The sequence below is a fragment of the Glutamicibacter endophyticus genome (genome assembly GCF_048457885.1).
Lineage (GTDB): Bacteria > Actinomycetota > Actinomycetes > Actinomycetales > Micrococcaceae > Glutamicibacter > Glutamicibacter endophyticus.
In genome coordinates this window covers 116,514-138,211 of record NZ_CP174200.1, presented here as the reverse complement: position 1 = coordinate 138,211, position 21,698 = coordinate 116,514, and the positions used below count along the sequence as shown (strand labels likewise).

Here is a 21,698-nt window from a genome sequence, read left to right as displayed (position 1 = left end):
CATACTCAACATATCGATGAACGTCGATCCCTAGTTTTTTGGAGTGCATCTTTCGTGACAACCACCGGCGCGCCCGCCGATACGGGCCACATCACCAAGAAGTTATCCACCCTTGACCGCTACCTGGCGGTGTGGATTCTCGCCGCCATGGCGCTGGGCCTGGGGCTGGGCCGGCTGATCCCCGGCCTCGGACACGCTCTGGACTCCGTACAGGTCGCCGGAGTCTCGCTGCCGATTGCACTGGGCCTGCTCGTGATGATGTATCCGGTGTTGGCCAAGGTCCGCTATGACGAAACCCATCGGGTCATTGGCGACAAGAAGCTAATGATCACCTCGCTTCTAATTAACTGGGTGCTCGCTCCGGCCTTCATGTTCGCACTGGCTTGGATCTTCCTAGCCGACCTGCCCGAATACCGCACCGGTCTGATCATCGTGGGTCTGGCCCGGTGCATCGCCATGGTGCTGATCTGGAACGACTTGGCCTGTGGCGACCGCGAGGCGGCCGCGGTGCTGGTCGCGATCAACTCGGTGTTCCAGGTCATCGCCTTCGGCGCCTTGGGCTGGTTCTACCTCCAACTGTTCCCCTCATGGCTGGGCCTGCCCACCACGAGCGCCGAATTCTCCGTCTGGGCGATCACCCTGTCGGTGGTCATTTTCTTGGGCATCCCGCTGGTCGCCGGATTCCTCACCCGTACCCTGGGCGAGAAGGCACGCGGTCGAGACTGGTACGAGAACCGCTTCCTGCCGAAACTTGGCCCCTTCGCCCTCTACGGCTTGCTGTTCACCATCGTGATCCTCTTTGCACTACAGGGTGACACCATCATCGCCAAGCCGCTGGATGTCGCGCGGATCGCGCTACCGCTGCTGGTCTACTTCGCCGTGGTCTTCGGCGCCAGCATGCTTATCGGTCGCGGCCTGGGCATGAGCTACGAACGCACCACCACCCTGGCCTTCACCGCGGCGGGCAACAACTTCGAACTGGCCATCGCGGTTGCCATCGCCACCTTCGGGGTCACCAGCGGTCAGGCCCTGGCCGGTGTCGTCGGCCCACTTATCGAGGTCCCGGCCTTGGTCGCACTCGTCTATGCGGCCCTGTGGTCGCGCAAATTTTTCCCCAGCACCCTCGCACAGAAGGAAATGAAATGACCACCACCAACACCAAGCCTTCGGTCCTCTTCGTCTGCGTCCACAACGCCGGACGTTCCCAGATGGCCGCCGCATTCCTCAGCACGCTCGCCGAAGGGCGTATCGAGGTGCGATCGGCCGGTTCGGCCCCGGCCGACAGCGTAAACCCTGCGGCGGTAGCCGCCATGCAGGAGGTTGGCATCGACATGTCCGCCGAGGTGCCCAAGATCCTGACCACCGAGGCGGTCAAGGAATCCGACGTGGTGATCACCATGGGTTGCGGCGATACCTGCCCCATCTTCCCGGGCAAACGCTACGAAGACTGGAAGTTGGAGGACCCGGCCGGCCAAGGCCTAGAGGCGGTCCGGCCGATCCGCGACGAAATTCGTACCCGCATCGAAACCCTGATCTCGGAACTGCTTCCGGCTTAACACGGGCCACCACCCACCCTAGGAGAAGAGCATGGAACACCCGGTAATTATCATCGGCGCCGGTCCGATCGGTCTGGCGGCCGCGGCGCACCTGATGGAACAGCACCAGCAGGTACAGGTTCTGGAGGCCGGATCCGATGTCGGCGCGGCAATGCGTAGCTGGGGGCATATCCGGCTCTTCTCCACCTGGAAATACAACATCGACGCCGCCTGCCGACGGTTGCTGGAGACCTCTTCCGCCGGCTACGTGGGCGACTGGGCCGCTCCTCGTGAAACCCGGCTTCCCTACGGCGAAGAAATGGTGCGCGAGTACCTCGAGCCGCTGGCCCAACATCCGAGCCTGGCACCGAGAATCGCCTATAACCACCGGGTGAAGGCCGTCAGTCGCATCACGTCCCAAGGCGCCGGCGTCGATAAGGGGCGCAGCGCCCGCCGCGAAGACAGCCTCTTCGTGGTGCGATGCGAAACCCCAGAGGGGCCACGGGATCTGGTGGCGCGGGCAGTGATCGACGCGTCGGGCACCTGGGAACAACCCAACCCGGTGGGTCGCTCGGGTCTCGAAGCCATCGGGGAAGCCGAGGCGCGCGCCGCCGGTCTGATCACCTCGCCGCTACCCGACCCGCTGGGCGCCGACCTCGACCGCTTTGCCTCGCGCCGCGTGCTTGTGCTCGGCGCCGGGCATTCGGCCGCCAATACGCTGTTGAGCTTGGGGCGGCTGAAACAACGCCACCCGGATACCGAAATCCTCTGGGGACTACGTGGAGACGCGAATCCCATCCGCCTCTACGGCGGCGGAGATGCCGATCAACTTCCGGCCCGCGGGCAGCTAGGTAGCAGCCTGCGGCGCTTCGTGGAGAACGGCAGCATTAAGTTGCTGGAGCGAGTGGCCGTCACCGAGATCCGGGGCACCAGCAACCTCACGGTGTCCCTGGCCGACGGGCGCGAACTAGTTGTGGATCTGGTGGTCCCGGCCACCGGGTTCCGGCCCGACCTGTCAATGTTGGCCGAGCTGCGCCTCGATTTGGATCCGAGCGTGGAGGCGCCCCGCGAGCTGGGGCCGTTGATCGACCCGGAGTTCCATAGTTGCGGCACGGTCTCCGCGCACGGCGAGCGCGTGCTGGCCCATCCGGAACCGGACTTCTACATAGTGGGCATGAAAAGTTATGGGCGGGCCCCGACCTTCCTCATGGCCACCGGTTACGAGCAGGTCCGCTCCATTGCCGCGGCCCTGGCCGGGGATCGGACGGCGGCGGATCGGGTGGACCTGCAACTGCCGGAAACCGGTGTCTGCTCCACCGACCTGGCCGGATCCTGCGACGCTCCGGCGCCCGAAGCGGCCGAGGATTCCTGCTGTGCCCCGCAACCGGTCACCCTCGGACTATCCACCGGCACACTTCACGGTCAAACCGAGTTGCGCGGAGACGATCGGGCCTAAGCACCACATAGGCGCACCCGCAGCGCACGGGCGGGGTGCGCACATAAGAAAATCGGCGATCGGCCGCGGTGGCGGCCGATCGCCGATGGTGATCCCCTCCAGGATCCCCGGAAGACCCCCCTTCCGGTCCGCTTACCCGCGCGGAAGCTACCCTGCGCGGGAAACGAAATCTTTATCCGAAGCGTCCGGAGACGTAATCCTCGGTGGCCTGCTCGGCCGGGTTCGAGAAGATGGTGGCGGTGTCGTTGTATTCGATGAGCTTGCCCGGCTTGCCGGTGCCCGCAATGTTGAAGAATGCGGTCTTATCCGAGACGCGTGCGGCCTGCTGCATATTGTGGGTCACGATCACCACGGTGTAGTCGTTCTTCAGCTCGTTGATCAGGTCCTCGATGGCCAGCGTGGAGATCGGATCCAGAGCCGAGCAGGGCTCGTCCATCAGGATCACGTCGGGCTTCACCGCGATGGTGCGGGCGATGCACAGACGCTGCTGCTGACCACCGGAGAGGCCGGCGCCCGGCTTATCCAGACGATCCTTGACCTCGTTCCAGAGGTTTGCCCCGCGCAGCGACTTCTCGACCAGCGCGTCGGCGTCGGACTTAGCGATCTTCTTCCCGTTGAGCTTCACACCGGCGAGCACGTTGTCGCGGATGGACATGGTCGGGAACGGGTTCGGGCGCTGGAAGACCATGCCTACCTGGCTGCGCACGGTCACCGGGTCCACGCCCGGGGCGTAGAGGTTGTCACCGTCGAGCAGCACTTCACCCTCGACGCGGCCGCCGGGGATCACCTCGTGCATGCGGTTCAGGGTGCGCAGGAAGGTGGACTTGCCGCAACCCGAGGGGCCAATGAAGGCGGTGACGGACTTGGCCTCGATGTTGATCGAGACCCCTTCCACGGCGCGGAACTTGGAGTAGTAGACGTTGAGGTCGTTGACGTCGATACGCTTTGACATGATGTTTCCTTGTGAAATCTGTGGGTGGGCGCTAGCTTAGCGGCCGTTTTTAGGGGCGAAGATCTTCGCGACGAGGCGGGCGATGAGATTCAGCGCCATCACCATAACGATCAGCAAGAGGGCCGCGGCCCAAGCACGCTGCAGCGACGGGTCGATATTCGTCGGGCTGGTCGGCGTGAGGATCTGATAGTAGATATAGGTCGGCAGCGTCGACATCCAGTCCGCAAAGACGTTCAGGTTGATGTTGCTGGCGATGCCGGCGGTCACCAGGATCGGCGCGGTTTCGCCGATCACGCGGGCAATTGCGAGGGTGACGCCGGAAGCGATGCCGGAGATCGCGGTGGGGATGACCACCTTGAGAATGGTGCGCCAGCGCCGCACGCCCAGGGCGTAGGAGGCTTCGCGCAGTTCGTTCGGGACGATCTTGAGCATTTCTTCGGTGGAACGCACCACGGTCGGGATCATCAGTACGCTCAGCGCGACGGCGGCAACGATACCCATGCGAGAGTTGGGGCCCAGCAGCAGGCCGAAGAAGGCCGCGGCGAACAGACCGGCGACAATCGAGGGAATGCCGGTCATCACGTCGACGAAGAAAGTGATCGCCTTGGACAGCGGCCCGCCCTTGCCGTATTCGACGAGGTAGATGGCGGTGAGCATGCCCACCGGCACCGAGATCAAGGTGGCCCAGAGCGTGATCAGCAAGGTGCCCATCACCGCGTGGTAGGCACCACCGATCACCGGAGTGCCATTTTCCACGGTGGCGTTATCTACGGCACCGGTTACACCGTTCATCGAGGAGGTCAAGAAGTGCATGTTGATCCCCGGGATGCCCTTTTGCAGCACCGTGTACAGCACGGAGGCCAGTGGGATCAAGGCCAGCAGGAAGGCACCGTAGACCAGGTAGGTGGCCAGCGCATTCTTGCCCCGGCGGTTACCTTCGACGAGCGAGGTGATGATGGTGGCGGCGATGACGAAAAGCAGCGCCGAGTAGATCGCGAAGGTGGCGATCGCAAAGCCGCCGAGGGTGGAGGCAGCCGCGCCGAGGATGATCGAGCCGGCGGCGGTTGCCGGAATGGCCCATTTGGGTAACTTGCCCTTCGCCAGCGAATTGCGTTTGCGGCTTGGCGGGGTGGGCTGCTTGGGTGCGAGGTCCTGGTCAGTTTTCATGGTTGCGCTGTTCACTAGTTAGCCCCCGAGAATTCCTTGTGGCGGGCGATGATGGCACGAGCGATCATGTTCACCACGAGGGTGATCAGGAACAAGACCAGGCCGGCCGCGATCAGTTCTGCCAGACGCAGACCGAAGGCCTCGGGGAAGTTCAAGGCGATTTCGGCCGCAATGGTCTGATTGCCGGTCTTGATCAGCGACGGGATCAGTCCGCCGGTGGACAGTACCAGGGCAACCGCCATGGTTTCACCCAGGGCACGGCCCAAGCCGAGCATCACCGCGGAGATAATGCCGGGGCGGGCAAAGGGCAGGACCGCGGTGGTGATCATTTCCCAGCGGGTGGCACCAAGGGCCAGCGCCGCTTCCTCGTGCAGCTTCGGAGTCTGCAGGAAGATTTCGCGGCTTAGCGAGGTGATGATCGGAAGCACCATGACGGCCAGCACGATGCTGGCGGTCAAGATGGTCTTACCGGTCTGGCTGGCCGGTCCTTCGAAGATCGGGATAAAGCCGAGGTTCTGGCTCAACCATTCATAGCCGGGCACCAGCGCCGGGGCCAACACCATATAACCCCAGGCACCATAAATCACCGAGGGGATGGCGGCCAGCAGGTCGATCACGTAGCCCAGGGGACCGGCGATCTGGCGTGGCGCGAAGTGCGAGATGAACAGGGCCACACCGATGCCAATCGGGGTGGCGATAACCAGTGCGATCGCCGCGGCGATCACGGTACCGATGATGATCGGGAAGATGTAGGCGAAGAATCCTTCGCCACCGGTAATCTCTGCGGGGTCCGCGGAGAACGTCGGTAGCGCCTGGATCAGCAGAAACAGTGCAACGGCAAAGAGCGTAATCAGGATCAAGACGCCGGCGCCTAGCGCGGCACCGGAGAAAATCTTGTCCCCGGCGCGGCCGCTGGCGGCCGCTCTGCTCTTGACGGCAGTGGAGGTCATGGCACAAGCCTTTTCGAAATGGAGGGTGTGGCAGCTACGCCACGTGGGTGGAGGGGATGCGCGGGCCCAGCCGAAGGGTGGTGATGGCCAGGCCCGCGCGGTGGTGTGCCGGTTATTACTCGGCGACGGTGATGGAGTCGATCGACTTCGCGGCCTGGGTGGCCACGGCCTCGGAAAGCGGGGCGTTGCCCGCCGACTCATTGGCGATCTTCTGGCCCTCGTCGGAGACGACGTAGTTACCGAAGGCCTTGACCAGGTCCACGGTGGCCTGATCCTTGTAGCTCGAGCAGAAGATGTGGTACGAAACCAGGACGATCGGGTAGGTGCCGGACTCGGTGGTGTCGCGCTTCAGGTCCAGGGCCATATCCAGCTTGGAGCCGGAGTCATGCGGCTCTGCGGCTTCGAGTGCCTTGGCCGCTGCATCGGTGGAGATCTTGGTGTACTCGTCGCCAACCTTGACGTTGACGGTGGCCAGATCGCCCACGGCGGAGAAGTCGGCGTAGGTGATGGCGCCGTTGGTGGAGCTGGTGGTCGAGACCACGCCGGAGGTGCCCTTGGCGTTCTCGGAGGCGATGTCCTTCGGCCAGTCACCGGAAACATCGTAGGTCCACACATCGCCGGCGGCGGCCTTGAGGTACTCGACGAAGTTCTCGGTGGTGCCGGACTCGTCGTTGCGGTGCACCACGGTGATGGCGGTGTCCGGAAGCTCGGCGTCCGGGTTCTGCTTGGCGATCGCCTCATCGTTCCAGGTGGTGATCTCCTTCTTGAAGATCTTCGCGATGGTGGCAGCGTCCAGGTTCAGTTCCTTGACGCCTTCCAAGTTGAAGGCCACGGCAATCGGCGATACATAGGCCGGGATGTTGAAGGCGCCCTCGGGCCCGCAGACCTTCTTGGCCTGATCGGCTTCCTCTGGCTTCAGGTAGGCATCCGACCCGGCGAACTGCGCGCCGCCGGCCAGAAAGGCCTTGCGTCCGGCGCCGGAGCCGTCCGGCGAGTACTGCACGGTGGCTCCGGAGTGAGCCGCGGCGAATCCGTTGGCCCAAGCTTCCATGGCCGACTTCTGGCTGGAAGCACCGATGCCGGTGAGAGTTCCGGAAACGGCTCCCGCTGCATCCGAGGAACCGGCGGGTGCCGAGCTGGCGGCACCGGTCGGGTTGTCGGAGCCGCACGCGGTCAACGCGATGGCAGCGACGGACAAAACGGCAGCGGCGCTGCCCAGACGTTGGAACTTCACGAGTGCTCTCCCCAGGGATCATATGTGGTGTAATTCTGGCGCGCGGCCCCAAGTGATGACCGCTACGTCTTCGACGGTAAGGGGCGCAGGTAACCAGATGGCCGGGCGAAGGTGAACGGAAGGTTAACAACTTTTCCACAGGCGCGTGAGCTCCCTCACGCCCTGCGCCGTGGGGGCAGCCGTGACAAACTAGATTCATGGCCAGCCTCCCGCGACGCATCCGCAGTTTCCTCGTCGCGCGCAACCGAATCGGTCTTACTCGCGCGCGCAAATCCCTGCCGCGCATCGCGCGTATGACCCTGGGCGGCATCGGCGCCTACTGGCTGGCCGAAACCGTGCTCGGACACACCTCACCGATTTTTGCGGCCACCAGCGCGCTGATTGCGCTGGGCTTTGGCGGGGCAACCACCCTGCGCCGCACCGCCGAGGTGGCCATCGGGTGCACCCTCGGGGTGGTGCTCGGCGAAGCACTGGTGCACTGGTGGGGCGCCGGGCTGTGGCAGGCGGCGGCCGTCATGGCACTGTCGCTGATCGTGGCCCGGTACCTAGATTCGGGGCCGATCTTCTCCACCCAGCTCGGCATGCAGTCGGCGCTGGTGGTGTTGCTTCCGGTAAGCCCCGACGGACCATTCGGACGCTCGCTAGATGCGGTGCTGGGCTCGGCCCTGGCCCTGCTGATCATCATGGTGTGGCCCACCGACCCGCGGCGCACCCCCATAAATGCACTGAATGACCTGCTCAAGGAGCTCTCCGAGGTTTACATCGAATGTTCTTGGGCCAGCCGCGACAATGATCACCGTGAGGCCTTCCACGCCCTGATCAAGGCGCGCGCCACGCAACGCCATCTCGACCGGCTCCCGGCTGCCTTCAGTGCCGCCCAGGAGATCGCCACGCTCTCCCCTACCGCACGCCGCCACCGCCACGAGATTAAGCGTCTCGCGCGGCGCATCGAGCATTTCGACCGAGCCACCCGCAATACCCGCGTATTCGCCCGACGCCTGGCCTCGGTGCTGAGCAACGGCGTGCTCAGCGAAGAAGGGGCCGAGCGGCTGGCCACCTTGCTGCGCGAACTGGCCGAGGCGGTGAATTCGCTGGCTCATTCGGTCCGTGAACCAACCGTGGCGGGACAGCGAAAGTACGAGAAGCTCGCCAGGCATCAGCTCGAGGCTTGCGCCGAGCTGCTGGACCCGCACGAACTCGGGATCGAGGGGCTGCAGGCCGAGGGGCTGGTTTTGCTTTTGCGCCCGCTTTTGGTCGATCTGTTGCAGGCTGCCGGCCGTGACCACGAAGCGGCCCTGGACCCGTTGCCGCCACTGTCCTAGCGTCGGGGCAAAGCGTCCACCACAACGCATAGCATGGGAGCATGAGCAAAACCCGCACCCGCCCAACCGCCAGCTTCAAATGCACCGAATGCGGGTGGAGCACGGCCAAATGGGTCGGACGTTGCGGCGAATGTCAGGCGTGGGGCACCGTTGAAGAGGTCGGCCAAGTACCGGCACGCACCACCGCGGCTAGCACGGTGGCCAACCCGGCGGTACCCATCGACCAGGTCGACGGATCCCTCGCGGCCTTCCGTGACAGCGGCGTCTCCGAGCTGGACCGAGTCCTCGGCGGCGGGCTGGTTCCGGCCGCGGCGATCCTGCTGGCCGGGGAACCGGGCGTCGGCAAATCCACCCTGCTGCTGGACGTCGCCGCCAAGGCTGCCAACACCGGGTTAACCGTTCTCTACCTCACCGGTGAGGAATCGGCCGCTCAGGTGAAATCCCGGGCCGAACGCATTGGCGCGATCTCGCCGCGGCTGTATCTCGCCGCGGAAACGGATCTGGCCCTGGCATTGGGCCAAATTCAACGGATCGACCCGCAGCTGTTGATTCTCGACTCGGTCCAAACCTTTTCCTCGGCCGAAATCGAGGGCGCCGCCGGCGGCGTCTCACAGGTGCGTGAGGTGGCCGCCAGCATTATTAACAGCGCCAAAACCCGCGGCATGACCACCATTATGGTCGGGCACGTGACCAAGGACGGCTCGGTGGCTGGCCCCCGCCTGCTGGAGCACTTGGTGGATGTGGTCTGCCAGTTCGACGGCGAAAAGCATTCGCGGCTCCGGCTACTGCGTGCACTAAAGAATCGCTATGGCCCCACCGACGAGGTGGGCTGCTTTGACCTGACCGAGGACGGGATCCATTCGCTCACCGACCCGTCCCGGCTCTTCGTCACGCGCACGCGCACCCCAGTGCCGGGCACCTGCATTACGGTGACCCTCGAGGGACGCCGCCCACTCGTGGCGGAGGTGCAAACCCTACTTTCGCGTTCCGCGGCTCCGGCCCCGCGCCGTGCCACCAGCGGGATGGACGCGGCCCGCGCCCAAATGGTGCTAGCCGTGTTGCAGTCACGGGCCAAGATGGATCTGGCCTCCATGGATTCTTATATCGCTACGGTCGGCGGCGTGAAGATCGGCGAACCTGCCGCCGATCTTGCCTGCGCCCTGGCGTTGGCTTCCTCGCTGCACGAGTTCCCACTTCCGCAGGACTTCGTGGCATTCGGGGAGGTGGGTTTGGCCGGTGAGGTCCGCCAAGTTCCCGAGATTGCCCGCCGCGTTACCGAGGCGGCCCGCTTGGGTTTCTCCTTCGCGATGGTGCCAGCCACCCCACAGCCGCTGAAGAACGTTCCGGAGAATATCCGCATTTTCCAGGTCGAATCGGTGGCCGAGGCGCTGGATATTGCCTTCACGCAGCGGCAGAAGGGTTCCCGGTGAGCCCGCGGAGCCGGTTCGGGCCATAGACTTGAAGTGAGCCCGCGAAAGGATTTGAGCCACCCGTGAAACCGCAACCTGCCCCACAGCTGCTGAGCACCCTGGCACGGATCGCCCCCGGCACTGAACTGGCCGAGGGACTCGAACGCATTCAGCGCGGGCGCACCGGCGGGCTCATCGTGCTCGGTCACGACAGGCAGGTCGAATCCATCTGCTCGGGCGGGTTCCGCATCAATGCCGAGTTCACCCCAACGCGGCTGCGTGAGCTTGCAAAGATGGACGGTGCGATCATCACCGACTCCACCGGTCGGCAGATTCTGCAGGCCGGAGTGCAGTTGATGCCCGACGCCTCGATTGAAACCCAAGAATCGGGCACCCGGCACCGCACCGCCGAACGTGTCGCCCTGCAGACGGGCTTTCCGGTGATCTCCGTATCCCAGTCAATGCATACCATTACCCTGTATGCGGCCGGCGAGCGCCACGTCCTGGAGACCGCCGAGCGGCTCTTGGCCCGCGGAAATCAGGCCGTGGCCACGCTCGAGCGCTACCGTCACCGGCTCGATCAAGTCACCAGCGCGCTCTCGGCCGCGGAGATCGAGGATGTGGCCACGGTGCGCGAGGTACTTGCGGTTCTGCAACGCACCGAAATGCTGCGCCGCACGAGCGAAGAAATTTCCCGCTACGTTCTCGAGCTTGGCGTGGACGGTAGGCTCTTGGCCGCCCAGCATGCCGAGCTGCTGTCCGGTATTCATACCGACAGCCAGTTACTACTGCGCGACTACAGCCACGCCGATGGTGCCGAGCTGGATATCGACGCGGCCCTTGCCAAACTGCACGAGGTGCGCGACTCCGAACTGATCGAACCCGAGTCGCTACTGAAGGTGCTCTTCCCTTCACGCACCGCCAGCCTAGATGAACCGCTGACTCCGAAGGGGTACCGGCTGCTCGCGCAGATCCGCTCGGTACCCAAGTTGATTGGTGAGCGTCTGGTCGCGGCCTTCGGTGATCTGCAGCTCCTCATGGCGGCAACCACCGCCCAACTCATGGAGATCGAGGGTGTCGGGGAACAGCGGGCCCGTTCAATCCGCGAGGGACTGGCCCGGATGGCCGAATCCTCGTTGCTTGAACGCTACATTTAGGTCAGGTTGAATCGGGTCGGGTCGCTTTCGACTTCGCCGAGCTTCGCGGTAAACACGTACGTTCCGGGCCGCGGCTGCACATCCACAGCCTTGCACCCCGGAGAGGAGCGCACGCGCGACCAGTTAAAGCGCGCCGTTTCCTTATGCCCGGGGGCAAACTTGAGCCAGATATCCTCGGCGTTCGCCGCGCAGTCGACCGTTGAGAAGATTCGGTCCGAACCGCTGGTGATCAGGAATTCCTGCTCGCCGGTACCCACGTTGAGTTCGCACTCCTCGTCGGAAATATTCTCAACGGTCAGGATCAGCACCGGATTCTGTTCGGGCCCGTAATTATCCGAGTCGGTGCTGGCGGTCACCTTGATCTGGTTGGCGGCACACTGCCCCTGACGCCGGTCTTCCTCGGGTTCCTCGCTGGGTTCAGCGCTCGGGCTCTCTTTAGCGACCGGAGGCTGGGATTTCGGTTCCTGCTCTCCTTCGCCGCCCAAGGCCTTCAGTCCGGCGGTTATCCCCCACACCACCAGGGCGATGACAAGAAGCGCAATAACGCCTACTGTGATCCGTCGCCTCCGGTATACGCTGGCCGGAAGCCTGCCCGATGATGGTGTGTTCATGCTCTTTAGGTTAGTTCATCTGTGGGCGCCTACAGTGGATGGGTGCACCGAATCCACGAGTTGATTAATCACTGGTACCGCAACAACGCCAGGCAGCTACCTTGGCGTTCGGCGGAGGCAAGCCCCTGGGCGATTATGGTCAGCGAATTCATGCTGCAACAGACCCCGGTTAACCGCGTGCTGCCCGTCTATACACAGTGGATGGCCCGCTGGCCGGAGCCGGCGGATCTCGCGGCCGAGCCACTGTCCGAGGCGTTGATCGCATGGGGCCGCCTAGGCTACCCGCGACGTGCCCAACGGCTACATGCCGCTGCGGTGGAAATCACTAAAAGCCACGGCGGCAAGGTGCCGGGCACCGAAGCCGAGTTGCGGGCGCTTCCCGGAGTGGGCGACTACACCGCGGCCGCCATCGCCTGCTTCGCGTTCGGGGAACCCACCGTGGTCGTGGATACCAATATTCGCCGCGTGCACGCCAGACTCTTCGGCGGTGCGGCCCTGCCCGAACCGCATCCGCGAGCCAGCGAGTTTCGCCGCGCCCGCGAGGTACAGCCAAGCGATCGGCACACCGCGAATCTGTGGAATATTTCGGTGATGGAGCTCGGCGCGTTGGTCTGCACGGCGCGTAGCCCCAAATGCGATCAGTGCCCGGTTTTCGCCCAGTGCGCCTGGATCGCCGCCGGACGCCCGGAACCGCATTACACGCCCAAGGGGCAGTCGTGGGCGGGCACCGACCGTCAGGTACGCGGGGCGATCATGGCCGTACTCCGACACAGCCCACAGCCGGTTCCGGCGGCCAGTTTCCTGGAGGACCTCACCGGCGCACCGGCCGCCGAATACACCGGGCTGCAAAAGCTCAATGCCCCCTTGGAGCAACGTCAGCGCGCCCTAGCCGGGCTGATTCAAGATGGGCTCGCCATGCAGAGCGAGACTCTGGTGCACCTGCCGCGTTAGAGCTCCAAGATCATCCGTGTGTTGCCCAAGGTGTTGGGCTTCACGCGCGCTAGGTCCAGGAATTCGGCCACACCTTCATCGCGGGAGAGCAATAGTTCCTGATAGACCCCGGGGTCTACGGCGCTTTGATCCGCCATCACCTGGAATCCATGGCGTTTAAAGAAGTCCACCTCGAAGGTTAGGCAGAAGACGCGCCGCACCCCGACGGCGCGGGCCCGGCGCACCAGCTCATTCATCAGCAAGTGCCCGACACCTTGACCGCGATAGGCGGCGTTGGAGGCAAGTGTGCGGATTTCGGCGATATCTTCCCAAATTACGTGTAGCCCACCACAGCCAACGACAGTGCCGTCGGCGTCCTCGACCACCACAAACTCCTGAATGGATTCGTAGTAGGTCACCGCTTCCTTATCCAAGAGGATGCGTTGTTCTGCCAGGGGGCGGACCAACGCCTGAATGGCGGCGACATCGCTGGTGCGGGCGGAACGAACCTGAAAAGTATTCACAGAAACAAGTCTAAAACCGTCGGGGCCACTCTTCGCTTTCGATCCGCTGGTAGCGTTCATTACGTGCCCACCGAACGACAATCCACCGCGACGCTAGCGCACCTGCGTCGGGCTCGTGATCTGATGGATCGCGAATATGCGAAACCCTTGGACGTGCCGGCCATGGCGCAGCGTGCGCTCATGTCTCCGGCCCATTTCTCCCGGGAGTTCAAGCGCGCCTATGGCGAGACGCCCTACAGCTACTTGCTGACCCGACGAATCGAACGGGCCATGGTGTTACTACGAGCCGGGCACGGTGTGACCGACACGTGCATGATGGTGGGTTGGAGCTCCCTGGGGTCCTTTAGCGCCCGCTTCACGGAGGTCGTCGGAGAAAGCCCCACCGCGTATCGGGACCGGGAGCACAGTCCCACCGAGGAAATTCCCGCATGTATCGCCAAGATCCTGCTTCGACCCCCTCGTTCCCCGCTGCCGCAAACCGAGCAGTTTTGAAGAAGCGGTAGTTGCAAGGCGACGAATACTCTGAGGACATGACAAACATTTCTTTGCAGTATGTGCCAGTTACCGTCCTCGACGTCGACGAAGCTCTGGGCTTCTACCGCGACGCGTTGGGTTTGGAAGTCGTTTCGGATGTGGCCAATGGTGGGTTCCGCTGGGTTTCACTCGCCGTCTCGGGCCAGCAAGGGTTGAACCTGGTGCTTTCCACGCCCGGCGCCGGGCGCTCCGACGACGACGCTGCCGCCTTGGAGCAGCTGGTTGCCAAGGGAGCGATGGGTGGTCTGGTCTTTACGGTGCCCGACCTCGATGCAGTCTTCGAATCCGTGAGCGCCTCGGGCGCCGAGGTGCTCCAAGAACCCATGCAGCAACCATGGGGACCACGCGACTGTGCCTTCCGCGACCCGTCGGGCAATATGGTCCGCATTAACGCCGAGGCTTAGGGGTAGCACCGTGGCAACTAATCAAGACACCGCCCAGCAGGGCTTCACGGACGCCGAAAAGGCGGCGATGAAGGAGCGCGCGGCCGAGGTCCGGGCTCCGAAGAAGCGCATGACGAAGGCCGAAAAGGCGGCCGCCGATGTACAGGCCGTCCTCGATAAGATCGCTTCGTTTAGCGGAACGGATAAGACGCTAGCCGAACGCATTCATCGCACTGTCACCACCGCGGCACCCCAGCTAGCACCGAAGCTCTGGTACGGAATGGTGGCCTACGCCCTCGATGGGAAGGTGCTGTGCTTCTTTCAGGACGCGGCAAAGTTCGATGCCCGCTACGCAACCTTCGGGTTCAATGACGTTGCGGCGTTAGATGATGGCACCTTGTGGCCGACCTCTTTCGCCGTCACCGGCCTCGACGAAGCTCAGGAACAGTTTCTCGCAGAGCTAGTGGCACGGGCCGCAACACGCTAAGAGAAGTTAAAGCCAAGGGGAACCGATTCGTACTCGAATCGGTTCCCCTTGGTTATGTTCTCATCGCTACGGCCGCGAACGGCCGGTCTTAGCTCTCCAATGCCGCCGGCGCTGGCTCGCCTTCAAGCTGTCCGGTACCGCCCTCGGCGCGGAAGGTGAACTTGCGATCTGCGCCTTCACCTTCGACCTCGACGAATACCTTCTGGCCCGAAACGATCTGGCCGAAGAGGATACGCTCCGAGAGCTGATCCTCAATGTCGCGCTGAATGGTACGACGCAGCGGGCGAGCACCCATCGATGGGTCGTAGCCGCGCTCGGCCAACAGCGTGCGTGCCTCGGGAGCCAGCTCGATCTCGATACCGCGATCGTCTAGGCGCTTGGCCAGACGCTGCACGAACAGATCCACGATCTGCTCGATCTCGTCCTGGCTCAGCTGCGGGAACACCACGGTGTCATCAACACGGTTCAGGAACTCGGGGCGGAAATGCTGACGCAGCTCTTCCTGCACCTTTGCCTGCATACGCTCGTACCCGGTCTTGGTGTCGGCGGCCGACTGGAAGCCGGTCATCACACCCTTGGAGATGTCTCGGGTACCGAGGTTCGTGGTCATGATGATGATGGTGTTCTTGAAGTCCACCACGCGGCCCTGCGAGTCGGTCAGGCGACCGTCCTCGAGGATCTGCAGCAAGGAGTTGAACAGATCCGCGTGAGCCTTCTCGACCTCGTCGAAAAGCACCACCGAGAACGGACGACGGCGCACCTTCTCGGTGAGCTGACCGCCCTCTTCGTAGCCGACATAGCCTGGAGGGGCACCAAACAGTCGCGAGACCGTGTGCTTCTCCGAGTACTCGGACATGTCGAGGGTGATCAGAGCGTCTTCTTCGCCGAAGAGGAACTCGGCCAGTGCCTTGGCCAGCTCGGTCTTACCCACGCCGGTCGGACCGGCGAAGATGAACGAGCCACCGGGGCGGTTCGGATCCTTCAGGCCTGCACGGGTACGACGGATCGCTTGGCTGATCGCCTTGATGGCGGAGTCTTGGCCGATGACGCGCTTATGCAGCTCGTCTTCCATGTGCAGCAGTCGCGAGGACTCTTCCTCGGTCAGCTTCACAACCGGGATGCCGGTGGAGTTCGCCAGCACCTCGGCAATCAGTTCCTCGGTGACCTCGGAGATCTCGTCGAGCTCCCCGTTGCGCCAAGCCTTTTCCTTGTCGTTGCGGGCCTCGATCAGCTTCGACTCCTTGTCGCGCAGCGATGCCGCGCCCTCGAAGTCCTGAGCATCGATGGCCGCTTCCTTCTCGAGGCGAACCGTGGCGATTTCCTCGTCCATCTCCTTCAGCGCCGGCGGTGCGGTCATTCGCTGAATACGCAGACGGGCTCCGGCCTCATCGATCAAGTCCACAGCCTTGTCCGGCAGGAAACGATCGGAGATGTAGCGGTGCGCCAGTTGGGCAGCTGCCTGTAGCGCTCCGTCGGTGATCGAGACGCGGTGGTGCGCTTCGTAGCGGTCGCGTAGGCCGCGCAGGATCTGCGTGGTCAGTTCGACCGAAGGCTCGGCCACCTGAATCGGCTGGAAGCGACGCTCTAGCGCCGCGTCCTTCTCGATGTTCTTGCGGTACTCATCCAAGGTGGTGGCACCAATGGTCTGCAGTTCGCCGCGGGCGAGCATCGGCTTCAGAATGCTTGCTGCATCGATGGCGCCCTCGGCCGCACCGGCACCCACCAGAGTGTGGATCTCGTCGATGAACAGGATGATGTCGCCACGGGTGCGAATCTCCTTGAGCACCTTCTTCAAACGCTCTTCGAAGTCACCGCGGTAGCGGGAACCGGCCACCAACGAGCCGAGATCCAGCGTGTACAGGTGCTTGTCCTTGATGGTTTCCGGGACATCCCCGCGCACAATGGCTTGGGCCAAGCCCTCGACCACAGCGGTCTTACCGACGCCCGGCTCACCAATAAGCACCGGGTTGTTCTTAGTGCGGCGCGAGAGGACCTGCATGACGCGTTCCATCTCATGCTCGCGACCAATGACTGGGTCGAGCTTGCCTTCACGGGCAGCGGCGGTCAGGTTCCGACCAAACTGGTCCAGCACAGCCGAACCTGCCGGAGTGCCCTCGGACTGCCCACCGGAGCTAACGCCGGCCGACGCGGTTTCTTTTCCGCCGCCCTGGTAGCCGGACAGCAGCTGAATAACTTGCTGGCGAACGCGACCAAGGTCGGCTCCGAGCTTGACCAGAACCTGCGCTGCGACGCCTTCACCCTCGCGGATCAAGCCAAGCAGGATGTGTTCGGTACCAATGTAGTTGTGGCCCAGCTGCAGGGCTTCGCGCAATGACAGCTCGAGGACCTTCTTGGCGCGCGGGGTAAAGGGGATGTGGCCGGACGGAGCCTGTTGCCCCTTGCCGATAATCTCCTGCACTTGCTCACGCACGGCACCCAACGAAATGTTCAGCGACTCCATTGCCTGGGCGGCAACACCATCGCCTTCGTGGATAAGCCCGAGCAACAGGTGCTCGGTGCCGATGTAGTTGTGGTTGAGCATGCGCGCCTCTTCTTGGGCGAGCACGACAACTCGACGGGCACGGTCGGTAAATTTCTCAAACATCTCCGGCACACTCCTTGCTTACCTATGTTTCGATGCTACGCACCGAACTCGTTGAGCGCTCCCTTGTTCGCCACAGGGATAACCGGAAGACTCATGAGCTCGAATTCACGACAAGATTGTTGGTGCACAATTTATCTGAATCTTTTCTATAATCACGAGATTATAAAGGGCGCCAACAATTATCTACCCAGTGAGAAAAACCAAAGGCCGAACCGCAAATGCGGTTCGGCCTTTATTGGAAGGTCTCGAATTACCCTAGCTCTTGGAACGACCGCGTCCCTTGCGCATTGCCGCGTGATACGCGTCGATAACCTCGGAATTCAGGCGTCCACGAGCGTTGACCTGAATGTTGTTTTCCTTGGCCCAAGCTCGGATCGCGGGCGCTTCGGCGGTAGAGCTCTTCGAAGAACGAGCCGCCTCAATGTATGGCTCAATAGCAGCGCGGAATTCCTCCGCGTGCTCGGTATTTAAATCGATCTCGAAGTGCTGCCCACCAACGCTGAACGCGATTGATTCGCTGGCCTCACTGCCATCGATGTCGTCGATCAATGCAATTTGTACCTGACGAGCCACTGCGATACCCCTTTTGCTCGGTTGACTGGGCAATTGCCCTCTTCAACAGATAACTATAGGCGCATTTCGTCGTCAATTACGAACCGAAAGATCGATTAACACTCAATTATCAGGATTTTCACTTTTATCATCGGCTGCGGATTGCAAAGGAACTGATCCATTATTTTTTGCATCTGCCGCAGCTTCGGCCGTGCGCTCTTTGCGATCAGCGTTAGTAATTGCCTTGATCACATACCAGAAAATGAGTCCTACAACGATTGTTGGCAGGAGTGCCTCAACATATGGCATCGCTTATGCCTCCGGCTTTAGCAATGGGAACAGAATGGTTTCGCGGATTCCGGCACCGGTAAAGAGCATGACCAGTCGGTCGATACCCAAACCAATTCCGCCCATTGGCGGCGCACCATATTCAAGGGCACGCAGGAAGTCCTCGTCTAATTGCATGGCCTCAGGGTCTCCACCCGCAGCCATCAGCGATTGTTCGGTGAGGCGCTCACGCTGAATCACCGGGTCAATAAGCTCCGAGAATGCGGTACCGCGCTCCATGCCGCCGATGATCAGGTCCCAGGCCTCGATGACGCCCGGCTTGTCACGGTGCGGACGTGCCAGAGGCTGAGCCAACGGCGGGAAGTCGCACACGAAGGTCGGGTCAATCAGGGTGGGCTCGACAATCTCGCCAAACAATTCGATGACAAGCTTTTGTGCGCCCCAGGCCGGATCGATCTTTACCTCGTGCTTGGCGGCGACTTCGCGTAACACCTCGGCCTCGGTGTCCGGAGTGATCTCTACGCCCACTGCCTCGGACAGGCCTGGGTAAACTCCCATCCAGCGCCATTCCCCGTCCAGATTGACGGTGCCGCGCGGGGTTTCGATCTGGCGGCCGGCTCCGATCGCGTCGGCCGCGTTGAGAATGATCTCCTTGATGCGGTCGGCCATAACGAACTGGTCCGCGTAAGCTTCGTAGCTTTCCAGCGTGGTGAATTCAGGCGAGTGGGTCGAGTCCACACCCTCGTTACGGAAGATGCGGCCCACCTCGAAGACGCGGTCGACGCCACCGACAACGCAACGCTTGAGATACAGCTCGGTAGCAATACGCAGGGTCATATCCTGATCGAATGCATTCAGATGCGTCTTGAACGGGCGTGCCGAGGCTCCACCGTGTACAAGCTGCAGCATTGGGGTTTCTACCTCAACGTAGCCGTGCGAACCCAAGGTGTCACGCACCGCCTTGACGATCGCGGCGCGCTTGTAAACCATTTCGCGAGCCTCATTGCGCACGATGAGGTCGGCGTAGCGTTGACGCACGCGAGTTTCCTCATTCAGGTCTGCGTGCAACACCGGCAGCGGGCGCAAAGCCTTCGAGGCCATTTGGAAGGCGTCGGCCATGACGGACAGTTCGCCGCGGCGGGAGGAGATCACTTCGCCATGTACGAAAACGTGATCCCCGAGGTCCACCAAGGACTTCCACTGGGCTAGGCGCTCTTCGCCGACGTTGGCCAGCGACAGCATGACCTGAAGTCGCGTCCCTGAGCCCTGCGGGCCGCCCTCCTGCAAAGTGGCGAAGCACAACTTGCCGGTGTTTCGCATAAAGACGATACGGCCAGCGATACCAACCTTAACGCCGGTAGCCTGGTCCGGTTCTAGATCCGGGAACTGTTCACGAACCTGCTGGAGGGTGTGGGTCCGGGCTACCCCAACCGGGTAAGCCTCCTCGCCGTTAGCCAGCAGTGTGTTGCGCTTATCGGTACGCACCTGACGCTGGTCGTTGGGATCAGGGGCCTGAGCGGAAGAATTTTCGGAAGTCACAGTACTCCATTCTACGTTGCCTGTGGGCGCTTCGGGCGGTCTCATGACTTGGCTAACACAGCAATAAAGGGGGCGCCGCGGCACCCCCTTTATTGCTCTACCAGATAACTACTCGGTCTGCTGGATCGAGCCACATTCCGTCGCCCGGCTGGGTTCCGAACGCGGCATGGAAAGCATCGAGGTTCTTCGGTACCTGATTGCAGCGGAACTCTCCCGGAGCATGCGGGTCCGTGGTGACTCGCACAACCGCAGTTTCGGGTCGAATCAGCGTACGCCAGCATTCGGCCCACGAATAGAAGAAGCGCTGGTCTCCGTTCACTCCATCAATTACTTCGTCCGTTTCCAGACCGCGCGCCGCCAATTCCAGTTTGTAGGCCTTGTAGGCAATACCCAATCCGCCAAGGTCACCAATATTCTCACCGAGCGTGAGCTCGCCGTTGACCTTGTGTTCCGGAGCCTCAGCCGGTGTCAGCGCGTTGTATTGCTCGACTAACTTCCCGGTAAGGCGCTCGAACGCTTCACGATCTTCCTCGGTCCACCAGTTCTTCAACTCGCCAGTACCGTCGTACTGCGAACCTTGATCGTCGAACCCGTGACCAATTTCGTGTCCGATAACCGCGCCGATGGCCCCAAAATTGGAGGCGATATCTCGGTCCACATCGAAGAATGGCGGGCGAAGAATGGCCGCCGGGAATGCGATTTCGTTCAGCAGTGGATGATAGTAGGCGTTGACCGTCTGCGGGAACATAAACCAAAGCTCACGATCGACCCCATCATCGATCTTCTTCAGTTCTCGTTTGAACTCGAACTCATTAGCCGCGGCAAGATTGGAAATGACGTCGAGCTCGCTAGTCTCGATGCTCGAATAGTCGATCCATTCATTCGGGTACCCAATCTTAGGCCGGAACATGGAGAGCTTTTCCAAGGCCTTTTCGATTGTTGCCGCACCCATCCAGGGCAGGGTGGCAATGGATTCACGGTATGCCTCGATAAGTCGTTCGACAAGGTGATCCATGGCCTGCTTGGCCGCCGGTGGGAAGTGCTTAGCCACGTAGAGCTGTCCGAGGTCTTCGCCCACGGCCCCTTCGGTAAAGGCGACCCCACGCTTCCAACGGTCTTTGAGTTTTTCAACGCCACCAAGCTTCGCCGAGTAGAAGGAAAAGTTCTCATTGACGAAATCGCTGGAAAGATAAGGGGCGAAGGAGCGAAGCACTTGAACTGCAAGCCAACTCTTCCACGCTTCGAGGGGCTCGCTATGCACTAGTTCGCCTAACGCAGCGAAGTAGCTCGGTTGCCACAAGACAACCTCTGAGTAGTACTTCTCCTCGATTCCTGCGCCCTGAAGCCACACAAGGAGACCGGGGAACAGAGTGAGAACTTCATCGGCAGTCATCAGGTTGTAACGCGCCTGTGCATCACGAACCTTTACGCGATCCCAATGGTGCGCTGCGATTTTGGTTTCTAATGCCACCACGGCGGACGCGGCGTCAGCAGCGTCGGGTAGCTGCCCCAAGCCAAGCAACCGTGCAAGATGTTCTTCGTAGTCCTTGACCGTCTGCGCGAACTGTTCCTCGCGGTAATACGACTCGTCGGGCAGTCCGAGCCCGCCCTGCAAGAACGTCAGCAGGTTGCGGTCGGGATCGCCGGCATCGTTCATTGCACCGGCCTGCAGGAACCCACTGATTCCCTTACGGTAGAAAGTGCCGGAGAGGTTTAGGAATGATTCCACGTCCTCGACGGCTTCGATGGCTTGCAGATACTCGATTACTGGGTCAGCCCCACGGGCTTCAATGACGTCTTCGTTCATGAAGCTACCGTAGAGGTTGGCGATGCGTTGGATCTTCGCGTCAGCGCTACCAGCCTCGGCCTGCTTCACGCAGTCTTCGATAATATCGTGGACGGCTTTTTCTGCTTCGTCACGAAGTTCCATGAACGACCCGTAAATCCCTTGGTCACCGGGGATAGTCGCGGTTTCGAACCATTTGCCATTGGCATGGCGGTACAGGTCATCCTGCGGCCTGATCGTATCGTCGCGGTGCTGCAAAGCCTGGGTGCTCAACGAA

At 62.1% G+C, this 21,698-nt stretch carries 21 protein-coding genes; 10 read left to right on the top strand and 11 right to left on the bottom strand.

Annotation, left to right across the window (positions count from 1 at the left end):
* Positions 1-54: 54 nt before the first annotated feature.
* The 3 genes from arsB to ACJD00_RS00650 are packed head-to-tail and all read left to right on the top strand — an operon-like array spanning position 55 to position 2,991.
* A complete protein-coding gene (gene arsB, locus ACJD00_RS00660) occupies positions 55-1,146 on the top strand; it encodes an ACR3 family arsenite efflux transporter (RefSeq protein WP_418908043.1) in 1,092 nt (363 codons plus the stop codon).
* Positions 1,143-1,556, top strand: coding sequence for an arsenate reductase ArsC (locus tag ACJD00_RS00655; RefSeq protein ID WP_418908042.1), 414 nt, complete (start codon positions 1,143-1,145; stop codon positions 1,554-1,556). Before arsB ends, ACJD00_RS00655 begins: the two co-directional genes overlap by 4 nt.
* Before the next feature lie 31 nt (positions 1,557-1,587).
* Entirely contained in the window at positions 1,588-2,991 is a 1,404-nt protein-coding gene (locus ACJD00_RS00650; RefSeq protein WP_418908041.1) for an NAD(P)-binding domain-containing protein, read from the top strand.
* Positions 2,992-3,163: 172 nt separating this feature from the next.
* Here ACJD00_RS00650 and pstB read toward each other — a convergent pair whose 3' ends face one another.
* From pstB to pstS, 4 genes are all read right to left on the bottom strand, one after another.
* Positions 3,164-3,943 (bottom strand): phosphate ABC transporter ATP-binding protein PstB, encoded by a 780-nt coding sequence (pstB, locus tag ACJD00_RS00645; protein ID WP_418908040.1) that lies wholly within the window; start codon positions 3,941-3,943, stop codon positions 3,164-3,166.
* Between the two features lie 36 nt (positions 3,944-3,979).
* A complete protein-coding gene (gene pstA / locus ACJD00_RS00640) occupies positions 3,980-5,110 on the bottom strand; it encodes a phosphate ABC transporter permease PstA (RefSeq protein WP_418908039.1) in 1,131 nt (376 codons plus the stop codon).
* A 14-nt stretch (positions 5,111-5,124) separates the two neighbouring features.
* Positions 5,125-6,060, bottom strand: coding sequence for a phosphate ABC transporter permease subunit PstC (gene pstC / locus ACJD00_RS00635; protein ID WP_309410224.1), 936 nt, complete (start codon positions 6,058-6,060; stop codon positions 5,125-5,127).
* Positions 6,061-6,175: 115 nt separating this feature from the next.
* The gene (gene pstS, locus ACJD00_RS00630; protein WP_418908038.1) at positions 6,176-7,294 is read right to left on the bottom strand and encodes a phosphate ABC transporter substrate-binding protein PstS; all 1,119 of its coding nucleotides are present in this window, start codon (positions 7,292-7,294) and stop codon (positions 6,176-6,178) included.
* Between the two features lie 197 nt (positions 7,295-7,491).
* Here pstS and ACJD00_RS00625 point away from each other — a divergent pair, with 197 nt between their 5' ends.
* The 3 genes from ACJD00_RS00625 (at position 7,492) to disA (ending at position 11,182) form a co-directional block, all read left to right on the top strand.
* A complete protein-coding gene (locus tag ACJD00_RS00625) occupies positions 7,492-8,616 on the top strand; it encodes an FUSC family protein (RefSeq protein WP_418908037.1) in 1,125 nt (374 codons plus the stop codon).
* A gap of 41 nt (positions 8,617-8,657) precedes the next feature.
* On the top strand, positions 8,658-10,046 hold the full coding sequence (gene radA / locus ACJD00_RS00620; RefSeq protein WP_418908036.1) for a DNA repair protein RadA: 1,389 nt from the start codon (positions 8,658-8,660) through the stop codon (positions 10,044-10,046).
* A gap of 62 nt (positions 10,047-10,108) precedes the next feature.
* On the top strand, positions 10,109-11,182 hold the full coding sequence (disA, locus tag ACJD00_RS00615) for a DNA integrity scanning diadenylate cyclase DisA (RefSeq protein ID WP_418908035.1): 1,074 nt from the start codon (positions 10,109-10,111) through the stop codon (positions 11,180-11,182).
* On the opposite strand, the gene ACJD00_RS00610 is transcribed toward disA, so the two are convergent.
* Positions 11,179-11,793 (bottom strand): hypothetical protein, encoded by a 615-nt coding sequence (locus ACJD00_RS00610; RefSeq protein WP_418908034.1) that lies wholly within the window; start codon positions 11,791-11,793, stop codon positions 11,179-11,181. The two genes, disA and ACJD00_RS00610, sit on opposite strands and share 4 nt — an antisense overlap.
* A 42-nt stretch (positions 11,794-11,835) precedes the next feature.
* On the opposite strand from ACJD00_RS00610, the gene ACJD00_RS00605 reads away from it, so the two are divergent.
* Positions 11,836-12,744, top strand: a complete 909-nt coding sequence (locus ACJD00_RS00605) for an A/G-specific adenine glycosylase (protein WP_418908033.1) — start codon at positions 11,836-11,838, stop codon at positions 12,742-12,744.
* Here ACJD00_RS00605 and ACJD00_RS00600 read toward each other — a convergent pair.
* A complete protein-coding gene (locus ACJD00_RS00600; protein WP_309410231.1) occupies positions 12,741-13,247 on the bottom strand; it encodes an amino-acid N-acetyltransferase in 507 nt (168 codons plus the stop codon). The two genes, ACJD00_RS00605 and ACJD00_RS00600, sit on opposite strands and share 4 nt — an antisense overlap.
* Positions 13,248-13,370: 123 nt before the next feature.
* Between ACJD00_RS00600 and ACJD00_RS00595 the strand changes: the two genes are divergently transcribed.
* Genes ACJD00_RS00595 through ACJD00_RS00585 form a run of 3 tightly spaced genes read left to right on the top strand, consistent with a single transcriptional unit; the run spans position 13,371 to position 14,651 of the window.
* Complete coding sequence (locus ACJD00_RS00595) at positions 13,371-13,739, top strand: helix-turn-helix transcriptional regulator (RefSeq protein WP_309410491.1); 369 nt, start codon at positions 13,371-13,373, stop codon at positions 13,737-13,739.
* Positions 13,740-13,777: 38 nt separating this feature from the next.
* Positions 13,778-14,185 (top strand): VOC family protein, encoded by a 408-nt coding sequence (locus ACJD00_RS00590; RefSeq protein ID WP_418908032.1) that lies wholly within the window; start codon positions 13,778-13,780, stop codon positions 14,183-14,185.
* Between the two features lie 10 nt (positions 14,186-14,195).
* Complete coding sequence (locus ACJD00_RS00585) at positions 14,196-14,651, top strand: iron chaperone (RefSeq protein WP_418908031.1); 456 nt, start codon at positions 14,196-14,198, stop codon at positions 14,649-14,651.
* 88 nt (positions 14,652-14,739) lie between these two features.
* On the opposite strand, the gene ACJD00_RS00580 is transcribed toward ACJD00_RS00585, so the two are convergent.
* From ACJD00_RS00580 to ACJD00_RS00560, 5 genes are all read right to left on the bottom strand, one after another.
* Positions 14,740-17,256, bottom strand: coding sequence for an ATP-dependent Clp protease ATP-binding subunit (locus ACJD00_RS00580; protein ID WP_309410234.1), 2,517 nt, complete (start codon positions 17,254-17,256; stop codon positions 14,740-14,742).
* Positions 17,257-17,511: 255 nt separating this feature from the next.
* The gene (locus ACJD00_RS00575) at positions 17,512-17,829 is read right to left on the bottom strand and encodes an Lsr2 family protein (RefSeq protein ID WP_309410235.1); all 318 of its coding nucleotides are present in this window, start codon (positions 17,827-17,829) and stop codon (positions 17,512-17,514) included.
* A 102-nt stretch (positions 17,830-17,931) separates the two neighbouring features.
* A complete protein-coding gene (locus ACJD00_RS00570; RefSeq protein WP_418908030.1) occupies positions 17,932-18,117 on the bottom strand; it encodes a hypothetical protein in 186 nt (61 codons plus the stop codon).
* 3 nt (positions 18,118-18,120) lie between these two features.
* Positions 18,121-19,680, bottom strand: coding sequence for a lysine--tRNA ligase (gene lysS, locus ACJD00_RS00565; protein ID WP_418908029.1), 1,560 nt, complete (start codon positions 19,678-19,680; stop codon positions 18,121-18,123).
* A gap of 52 nt (positions 19,681-19,732) precedes the next feature.
* A complete protein-coding gene (locus ACJD00_RS00560; RefSeq protein WP_418908028.1) occupies positions 19,733-21,694 on the bottom strand; it encodes a M13 family metallopeptidase in 1,962 nt (653 codons plus the stop codon).
* Positions 21,695-21,698 lie beyond the last annotated feature (4 nt).